Source organism: Euzebyales bacterium (assembly GCA_036374135.1).
Lineage (GTDB): Bacteria > Actinomycetota > Nitriliruptoria > Euzebyales > JAHELV01 > JAHELV01.
The window spans coordinates 18,898-28,545 of sequence record DASUUK010000064.1 but is presented as its reverse complement, the minus strand read 5'-3'; the positions used below and the strand labels follow the sequence as shown (position 1 = coordinate 28,545).

Sequence of the window (9,648 nt, the reverse complement as noted above, 5' to 3'; positions counted from 1 at the left end):
CGATGGGCCGCACCGGATAATGCCTGGATAACGCTGTCGCCGAGAGCTTCTTCGCCACCTTGAAGGTCGAGCTCGTCAACCGCCGACGGTTTCGAACCCGCGCCGAGGCGCGCACGGCGATCTTCCGCTGGATCGCCTGGTACAACCAGCGCAGATTGCACTCGTCCAACGACTACCTGCCACCCGTCAGGTGGGAACAACAACACGCTCACACCGACCCGATAGCATCATCGATGGCCGCATAACCACGGTGTCCGCCAGCGGGGGGAAGTCCAACTACCGCCCGAAGGACCTCGACGAGCTAGCCGGCTTCGTCGAAGAAGGTATCCGGCTGACGCACCGCGACGCGCTCGTGTCGCTGCTGTCCCGGTCGCTCGCCGAGCTGCAACACGCGACCACACAAGCCGACGTCGAAACGCCTCGAACACGAGGTCATGGCGTTGCGGCACGTGCTGGATGTCGCGCTCGCTGGCAGGGGGACGTCTGGGATCGTCGAGAACGTCGCCTACCAGCCGCCGACCGTCGAGCAGGAGGGCGACCGGTGACGGTCGAACGGCTCGTCGAACTCGTCATCCGCGCCCTGACCGTCGAGGGCGAGATCGCCGAAGTCCGCCGGGCCCGCACCGTCCACTCGGACCGTGTCGGCCTGGTCGTCGTCGACCGTGATGGCGACCGGTGGCGGCTGTGGGTCGCGGTCGACCCGTGGGCGGCGCCGGCATGACCCGCATCGTGGCGTTCGCGCGCCGCTGGCTGTGGACGACCGCATGGTGCGTGTTCGTCGCCGCGAAGGCGGTGGCGGTCGACGGCGCGACCTGAGCAGATCTGGCTCGCCGAGGCCCTCACCGATTGGCGGGGGCCTCACCGCGTCACTCGTCGTCGCCGAAGCCGGGGCCGATGGTGAGTTCGAGTAGGACGTCCTCACGGTCGACACCCGCCGGCTGTTAGCGCGGCTGGGGGTTCATATGGCGACGACGACGGCGGCCAGGTCGTCACCACCAACACCGGAGTTGTATCGTGAGCGCGCCAGAGCTGAGAGCGCCGCCCGGCGCGGCTCACCGGACTCGACGTCATGGAAGCGACCGACAAGACGGAAGGCTCTGCGCCGGTTGCGGGCGTTGACTGCTCGCGTCGCTCTGCTTGAGGCGCGCCCGGTCGTGACCCTGACGGTCGTGCGGTAGGTCCTCACGACGGCGAAAGGGGCTCAGGGTCAAGTTCCCTGGGCCCCTTCCCCGTTACCTGCCTAGCGCTAGCCGGTCAACGGGTCACGCTACCGCGGCCTACTTGCAGCCGGGGACGTCTTCGGTCTGACCAGGCGGGTGACACTTCGACTGCGCGTCGTTGGGTCCGCCGCCGGCATTGCCTGGCCCGAACTTTGGGTCCGCTGCTGCTGGTCCAACGACGCCGAGCGTAAGCAGCGCCGTGATCAGCGCTGTGATGAGCCGTTTCCGCATGACACACCTCTCTCACGACGGCAGGGACTCCCGCCCCCGCCGGACGCCGCAGGACGCGTGCGTCCGGAACAGTACGCCCGCGACGCGGACGGACCTGCAACCCCTACTACTGCTCAAGTACGGCGATCAATGGTGACTAGCCCGACCCTCCTAGACTGTCCCGACAGGTGTCGCGGTGGACACGCCTGGTAGCTTGCTGGGCGTGAACCGCGCGGCTCCCCTGACGTGGGTATCAGATGGCACCCCGAGGACATTGGGGCCACGACGACAGCTGTTCCCGTCCCGTCACGCCTCTGGAAGCTCGACGGTCTGACCGAGCAGGCTGCCCCCGTCAATGATGAACTCCGCACCGGTCGTGTACGTCGCGTCGGCGGCGAGGTACATCACCAGCTTGGACACCTCCTCGGGCTCGCCCATCCGCGGGATCGCCTGTACCGCCGCGAGCTCATCGCCGAGATCCGCGGTCATGGGCGTGCGGATGGGACCGGGGTGGATGGAGAACACCCGGATGCCGTCCGATGCCACATCCATCGCGGCTGCCTTCGTCATCCCCCGCACGCCCCACTTGCTGGCGACGTAGCCGACGATGTTGGCGAAGCCCATCATGCCCGCCGTCGATGACACGTTGATGATCACGCCGCCGCCCGCGCGGCGCAGCGAGGGGACGCCGTGGTGCATGCCGAGGAAGGTGCCGGTGAGGTTGACGTCGATGATGCGCCGGAAGTCCTCGGGCGGCAGCTGCTCCACGGAGCCGAAGGTCACGATCCCGGCGTTGTTGATCAGCAGGTTGACGGCACCGTACCGCTCTTCCGCCGTTGCGTAGGCTGCCGTCCAGTCGTCGCTGCTGGTCACATCCAGGTGGACGAACGTAGCCGCGTCACCGATCTCCTCGGCCAGCGCCTTCCCCTCGCCATCGAGCACATCGCCGATGACCACCGAGGCTCCCTCGGCCGCGAGCTCCCTGGCATGCGACGCTCCCATGCCGCGTGCGCCGCCACTGATCATTGCCACCGTTCCGTCGAACCTGCCCATCACGATTCCTCTCCACGTGCACTGCGGCACGGTAGGGGGCGACGCGCCAGCGACGAGGGCCGGACGTCCCGATGGACACCCACCGTTCGTCAGTCAAGACCGCCCGGTGCCCCGCCGTACGAACACGAGGCACCGGGTCGGTGCGAAGAATTCGGGCTGTCGATCATTCCTGGCCGACCCGGAGCACGCGCATCATCTCGTGGTCCTCGTGCGAGAGGATGTGGCAGTGCCAGACGTACCGGCCGGACTTGTCGAAGTGCGCCCTGATGCGCACCATCTGGCCTGTCGGGATGGTCGCCTCCGGATCGCCCGGCAGCGACGTCACCATGTCCTTCGGCGCCGCCTCGAAGTACTCCGAACCAACCGACGCAGGCGTGAGATTCCTGATGTTGGAGATCTCTGGCGCCTCCCCGGTGGTCCCGTTGTGCTGCGTCGTGGTCTGCGAACCGGTGACGTCGTATTCGAAGTCCTCACGATCCAGGATCTCGAAGTTCACCAGGTGCAGGTGGATCGGGTGGGCATCGGCGGTGAAGTTGTAGATCTCCCAGATCTCGGTGGAGTCGAAGTCCGGCGTCTCCGTGGGGGGCTGGAACCAGGTGTACGCGGTGGCGACGTCGGTGCCGGTCAGATCGCCCGCGACCGTACCGAGCAGTGGCTGCAGTCGACCGAACTCGTCAGTCCCCTCGAACAGCGCGACCCGGCGGGTTGTGCCCCCGTTTGCGACACCGCCGTATCCCGGAAGGTTGCCGGGATTGAAGGTGTCCGGCACGCCTGACAGTGGCACGACCACGTCGAAGGCCATGACCCGGTCGGTCTGGCGGTCGGGGAACAGGTCGCCGGGATCCAGGTCACCGCCGAAGGCCCCGCCGAACGGCGAATCGCCGCCGAGGTTCTTCATGATGACCCTCTTGCCGTCCAGGCCGTCAAAATTGACGACCACGTCGTAGCGGCCGCCCGGCTCGAAGACCAGCGTGTCGGTCTGCGCCGGGGTACCGAGCCCCTGGTCGCTGCCGATGACCCAGAAGTCCAGAGGAGCGCTCGCGCTCGGGTGGCTTGGATCGGTCACGCCGGGATCCACGGCCACGAACTGCAGGACCATGAATCGTGAGTCGCAGCCGTTGAGCAGGCGCATCCGGTAGTTGCGGGGCTCGACGTTCGCCTTCGGCCAGATCTTGCCGTTGACCACCATGTGATCGCCGAAGAACTCCGCCAGCGCGGTCGGGCCGCCGCCAGGGAACAGCTCTGGCGGCAGGATCGCGCCCTCGCCCGTGATGAAGTCGTCGTAGAACGGGTCACCGGGGAAGGCCGGATAGAACAGCGCGCCATCGTCGGTGAACATGCGGTCCTGGATGGCGTAGGCCAGCTCATACGGGAACGCCGGCAAACCCAACGAGTTGCCCGGCAGTCCGGTGTCGAGCTCGTCACGCACGAAGTAGAAGCCGGCAAGGCCCGCGTAGACGTTGAGCCTGGTGATTCCCAACGCGTGGTCGTGGTACCACAGGTTTCCCGCCGGCACGGCGTTGTTGTACCTGAACGTGTTCGTGAACCCGCCGGGTGCGAAGTCCCACTGCGGGCCCTTGACCTCACCGTCGGGGCTGTAGAAGAACTCCGGGTTGCCGTCGTACTGGAAGTCGGAGTTCCCGCCGTGCAGGTGGGTGATGATCGGGACACCGTTCTTCGTGATGCTGTACTGCCGGTAGTCGACGCCGTTGGCCGAACCGGCACCGTGCAGCGAGTACGCCCAGTGCAGGTTGGTATCGACCGGCAACAGGTGCTTCTTGCCCTGCAACTCGTTCTCCCACCGCACCACGGTCTCGTCGGCACCACCGTTTCCGTTCAGGCTGCTCATCACCTGGAACGTCTGGCCGGGCCACGACACGGTGTCGGCCCCATAGCCCCACACGTCCGTCTTCAGCCTCCTCCCGTTCTTCGGATTGATCAGACCGGTCTGCTGGCCGGTCTCACGGACACGGAGGCTGAAGTTCGGCTGCTGCACCGGAGCGCCGTTCTGGTTCAGGTCCTTGAACAGGAATCCCGGGTCGAGCGCGTTCGGCGCCGGCTCGACGAACTTCGGCTGCAGCGCCGGGTCGCTGAGGCCGACTGCCGCTGGTGCCGCCAGCGCCCGGCCCACCCCACCGAGCACGTTGGCGTACAGCAGCGCGCCGGATGCCGCGGTTCCTTTGATGAACTGCCTGCGGTCCAGCATGGTCCCACCTTCCCCTGCCACCACGCGGCCCGCGTCCTGCGCGCGTGGTGGCAGCGCGCGGCGGGTCCCACCGACTTCACCCGAACCCGTGCCGTCGGACGTGTCCAATGGTCCCGGATCTGCCCGCCGATCGTACAGGCTGCTGCGGCGGCGGACGACACCCGAGCCATCTGTCCCGCACCGCCGGGTCCGTTCGGCCTGCCCCTACCAGCATCGGACGACCTACGTTCTACGCTGTCCCAGTCGGCGACCGCAGGTGGGCAGCGCATGGGAACGGCGTGCATCGACGGCAACGAGGCCGCGGCGCGGGTGGCACACGCGTGCAGCGAAGTGATCGCGGTCTATCCGATCACCCCGGCGTCGCCGATGGGCGAGCTGGCGGACGCGTGGTCAAGCACCGGCCGCACCAACCTGTGGGGCACCGTGCCGCGCATCACGGAGCTGCAGAGCGAGGGCGGTGCCGCCGGCGCGCTGCACGGCGCGGTCATCGACGGTGCGCTGGGGACCACGTTCACGGCGTCACAGGGCCTGCTGCTGATGCTGCCCAACATGTACAAGATCGCCGGCGAGCTGACGCCGGCGGTCATCCACGTCGCGGCGCGGTCGGTGGCGACCCACGCCCTGTCGATCTTCGGGGACCCCTCCGACGTGATGGCCGCCCGCACGACGGGGTGGGTGATGCTGGCGTCGAGCTCGGTGCAGGAGGCGCAGGACCTGGCGGCCGTCGCGCACGCGGCGACACTGCGCAGCCGCGTGCCGTTCCTGCACTTCTTCGACGGCTTCCGCACGTCGCATGAGCTCAACCGGATCACGACGCTCGACCTCGACGACATCCGCGCACTGATCAGCGACGACGACGTGGTCGCCCAGCGCATGCGGGGGTTGACCCCCGAGCAGCCGGTCCTGCGTGGTTCGGCTCAGAACCCCGACGTGTACTTCCAGGCCCGCGAGGCCGTGAACCCGTACTACGACGCCGTCGGCGACATCGTCCAGCAGACGATGGACGACCTCGCCGAACGCACCGGCCGTCGTTACCACCTGGTCGACTACGCCGGCCACCCCGAGGCCGACCGCGTGCTGGTCCTGATGGGCTCCGGCGTCGGCGCCGCGCGGCAGACGGTCGAGGAGTTGAACCGTCGCGGCGAGCGGGTCGGCGTGATGGCGGTGCGGCTGTTCCGGCCGTTCCCGACGGCCGCGTTCCTGGCGGCACTGCCGCCGACCACCCGCGCGGTCGCGGTGCTCGACCGGACCAAGGAGCCGGGCGCGGTCGGCGAGCCGCTGTTCGTCGACGTGGCCGCGACCCTGGCCGAGGCCGCCACCACGGGGGCGCTGGATACGGCCGCCATGCCCCGGCTGACCGGCGCGCGGTATGGCCTGTCGTCGAAGGAGTTCACGCCCGCGATGGTGGCGGGCCTGCTCGACGCGCTCGCCGACGGCGAGCACCAGCCCCGGCGTGCCACGGTGGGGATCATCGACGACGTCACGCACCTGTCAATCCCACCGAACCCCGACTTCTCGCTGCCGGCGGGCGACGGCGACGTCGAGGCGGTGTTCTTCGGCCTCGGCAGCGACGGCACGGTCGGCGCGAACAAGAACACGGTCAAGATCGTCGGAGAGCACACCGACCTGCACGCGCAGGGCTACTTCGTGTACGACTCGCGCAAGGCCGGCGCGCAGACCGTGTCGCACCTGCGCTTCTCGCGGCGGCCGATCATGTCGACGTACCTGATCGACGAGGCCGACTTCGTCGCCTGCCACCAGTTCGGGTTCCTCGGCACCCGCGACGTGCTCGGCTGGGCCGCGCGGGGTGCGACGGTGCTGCTCAACGCCCCGTTCCCGGCGGACGAGGTCTGGGACACGCTGCCCGCTCCGGTCCAGGAGGCGATCCTCGACAAGGGCCTGCGGGTGTACGCGATCGACGCACACCGCGTGGCCCGGGCCGCGGGACTGGGCCGACGCATCAACACCGTGATGCAGCCGTGCTTCTTCGCGCTGTCGGGCATCCTGCCGCGCGACGAGGCGATCGCCGCGGTCAAGCGGTCGATCGAGCGGACGTACGGCCGCCGCGGACCGGAGGTCGTGGCGCGCAACCTCGAGGCCGTCGACCATGCACTCGACGAGTTGGCCGAAGTCCCACTCGGCGACCGCGTCACATCCACCATCGGGTTGCGACCGCCGGTGCCGGCCGATGTGCCACCGTTCGTCGAGCGGGTCACGGCACGCATGATCGCCGGCGAGGGCGACTTGCTGCCCGTGTCCGCGCTGCCGGTCGACGGCACCTTCCCCACCGGCACGACCCGGTACGAGAAGCGGTCGCTCGCACAGGAGATCCCCGTGTGGGATCCCAGCATCTGCATCGACTGCGGAAAGTGCGCGATCGTCTGCCCCCACGACGCCATCCAGATGAAGGTGTTCGAACCCGACGCGCTCGACGGCGCCCCCGACACGCTGCAATCCAAGGACTTCCGCTCCCGCGACCTGCCGACGCAGCATCTGCTGACGATCCAGGTCGCACCCGACGACTGCACGGGCTGTGGGGTGTGCGTGCAGCAGTGCCCGGCCCACGACAAGCACGAAGTCGGCCGCAAGTCGATCATGATGGAGCCGGCACCCGAGCACCGCGAACGCGAGCGCGCCAACTTCGCGTTCTTCGAGCAGATCCCGCCGCTCGACCGGTCGCTGCTGCCCGCCGACTCGATCAAGGGCTCACAGGTCCGCGAATCACTGTTCTCGTTCTCCAGCGCATGCGCGGGTTGCGGTGAGACGCCCTACCTCAAGTTGCTCACGCAACTGTTCGGCGACCGCATCGTCGTGGCCAACGCGACGGGGTGTTCGTCGATCTACGGCGGCAACCTGCCGACCACCCCATGGGGTGTCGACAGTGCGGGCCGCGGCCCGGCGTGGGCCAACAGCCTGTTCGAGGACAACGCCGAGTTCGGCCTGGGCCTGCGGATCGGCGTCGAGCAGCAGTCCGTTGGCGCACGGGCGCTGGTGCGCGCGCTTCGCGACCAGGTGGGCGCCGACCTCGCTGACGCGATCCTGCACGCCGACCAGTCCGACGAGGCCGGCGTCGCCGCGCAGCGCGACCGTGTGTCCATGCTGCGCGACCGACTGGTCGCCGGCAACGGCGAGCCGCGGGCGCGCATGCTGCACAGCCTGGCCGACCACCTGGTGCGGACCGACGTGTGGATCGTCGGCGGTGACGGGTGGGCCCACGACATCGGCTATGGCGGCCTGGATCACGTGCTGGCCAGCGGGCTGAACGTCAACATCCTGGTGCTCGACACCGAGGTCTACTCCAACACGGGCGGACAGGCGTCCAAGGCGACCCCACGGGCGGCGGTCGCCAAATACGCGGCGTCGGGCAAGGAGACCCCGAAGAAGGACCTCGGCGCGCTCGCGATGCAGTACGGCACGGTATACGTCGCGCAAGTGGCGCTGGGCGCCAACGAGGTGCAGACAATCCGCGCGCTGAGCGAGGCAGCCGCCTGGGATGGACCCTCGCTGATCCTGGCGTACTCGACGTGCATCGCACACGGCTTCGACATGCGATTGTCGATGACCCACCAGCGCGACGCCGTCAAGAGCGGCTACTGGCCACTGTTCCGGTACCGCCCGGCCACCGACGAGCACACCACACCGTTCCGCCTGGACTCACGCAAGCCCGCCATGCCGCTGCGGGACTTCGCCCGCAGCGAGGGGCGGTTCGCGATGCTGCAACGGACCGACCCCGCCCGCGCGCGGCGACTGCTGGCGCTGGCGCAGGCAGACATCGACGAGCGCTGGCACTACTACGAACAACTCGCCGGCGTGGAGCGCTCGATCGCCCACGAGCCCGGCGAGGTCGTCGATCCAGCCGGCGTCGGATCCGAGGAGGTCCGGTGATGACGCAGTCGATCGATCGCGCGACCGACCTGTCGACGACGTACCTGGGCCTGCGACTGCGCACCCCGTTGGTGGCGTCGCCCGGCCCGCTGACCGGGCGCCTCGAGCCGCTGCAGGCCCTGGAGGACAACGGTGTCTCGGCGGTCGTGCTGCCGTCGCTGTTCGAGGAGCAGGCCGCCCACGACGAGTTGCAGGCGTCCGCACTGTTCGAACTGGGTGCCGACGCCAACCCCGAGGCGACCAGTTACTTCCCGGACCTGCAGGGCTACGCCAGCGTCGGTGAGCGCTACCTGCGCCACGTGCGCGACGCGAAGCAGTTGCTGTCGGTGCCGGTCATCGGCAGCCTCAACGGCGTGACGCCGGGCGGTTGGGTGGGGTACGCGTCGCGGATCGCCGACGTCGGCGCCGACGCGCTCGAGCTGAACCTGTACGAGGTCGTCGCCGACCTCGACGCCACGGCGGAGCAGATCGAGTCACAGCAGCTCGCACTCGTCGAGCAGGTCCGGCGATCGATCGACATCCCCCTGGCGGTGAAGGTCGGCCCGTACTACACGGCGTTCGCCGGCATGGCGCGACGACTGGTCGAGGCCGGCGCCGACGGGCTGGTCATGTTCAACCGCTTCTACCAGCCCGACATCGACCCGGAGACGCTGCAGATCCGGCCGTGGCTGGACCTGTCGCGCCGCTCCGAGCTGCGCCTGCCACTGCGCTGGATCGCCATCCTGTCCGGTCACGTGGATGCGTCGTTGGCGCTGACGAGCGGGGTGCACCGCGCCCCCGACGTCGCGCGCGGCCTGCTGGCGGGCGCCGACGTGACGATGATGACGTCTGCCCTGATCGACCAGGGTCCGCAGCACGTGGGCACCGTCGAGGCCGACCTGGCGGCCTGGGTGCACGACATGGGCTACACATCGGTCACCGAGCTCAAGGGCAGCGTGAGCATGCGCACCGTCGCCGACCCGACCGCCTTCGAGCGCGCCAACTACATCGACACACTCGTCCACTACAGCAACACCTTCCATGACGGGTGGGGCTTCGACCCGTTCTGACCGTCGATGCACGAGCCGTGGCGCG

5 protein-coding genes are annotated in these 9,648 nt (G+C 68.8%); 3 read left to right on the top strand and 2 right to left on the bottom strand.

The genetic code is table 11. The features are described from left to right. Nucleotides 1-541 precede the first annotated feature (541 nt). Nucleotides 542-721 (top strand): hypothetical protein, encoded by a 180-nt coding sequence (locus VFZ70_09820; protein HEX6256093.1) that lies wholly within the window; start codon nucleotides 542-544, stop codon nucleotides 719-721. A gap of 1,015 nt (nucleotides 722-1,736) precedes the next feature. Here the strand turns inward: VFZ70_09820 and VFZ70_09815 are convergent. After that, the gene (locus VFZ70_09815) at nucleotides 1,737-2,483 is read right to left on the bottom strand and encodes an SDR family NAD(P)-dependent oxidoreductase (GenBank protein ID HEX6256092.1); all 747 of its coding nucleotides are present in this window, start codon (nucleotides 2,481-2,483) and stop codon (nucleotides 1,737-1,739) included. Between the two features lie 163 nt (nucleotides 2,484-2,646). Beyond that, on the bottom strand, nucleotides 2,647-4,689 hold the full coding sequence (locus tag VFZ70_09810) for a multicopper oxidase domain-containing protein (protein HEX6256091.1): 2,043 nt from the start codon (nucleotides 4,687-4,689) through the stop codon (nucleotides 2,647-2,649). Between the two features lie 267 nt (nucleotides 4,690-4,956). On the opposite strand from VFZ70_09810, the gene nifJ reads away from it, so the two are divergent. Next, the gene (gene nifJ / locus VFZ70_09805) at nucleotides 4,957-8,574 is read left to right on the top strand and encodes a pyruvate:ferredoxin (flavodoxin) oxidoreductase (GenBank protein ID HEX6256090.1); all 3,618 of its coding nucleotides are present in this window, start codon (nucleotides 4,957-4,959) and stop codon (nucleotides 8,572-8,574) included. Next, complete coding sequence (locus tag VFZ70_09800; GenBank protein ID HEX6256089.1) at nucleotides 8,574-9,623, top strand: dihydroorotate dehydrogenase-like protein; 1,050 nt, start codon at nucleotides 8,574-8,576, stop codon at nucleotides 9,621-9,623. Before nifJ ends, VFZ70_09800 begins: the two co-directional genes overlap by 1 nt. Nucleotides 9,624-9,648: the final 25 nt, after the last annotated feature.

Bases quoted from the DNA above. Each gene is read 5' to 3' on its own strand.
- VFZ70_09815 (HEX6256092.1), bottom strand. From the start codon at position 2,483: ATGGGCAGGTTCGACGGAACGGTGGCAATGATCAGTGGCGGCGCACGC.
- VFZ70_09810 (HEX6256091.1), bottom strand. From the start codon at position 4,689: ATGCTGGACCGCAGGCAGTTCATCAAAGGAACCGCGGCATCCGGCGCG.
- nifJ (HEX6256090.1), top strand. From the start codon at position 4,957: ATGGGAACGGCGTGCATCGACGGCAACGAGGCCGCGGCGCGGGTGGCA.
- VFZ70_09800 (HEX6256089.1), top strand. From the start codon at position 8,574: ATGACGCAGTCGATCGATCGCGCGACCGACCTGTCGACGACGTACCTG.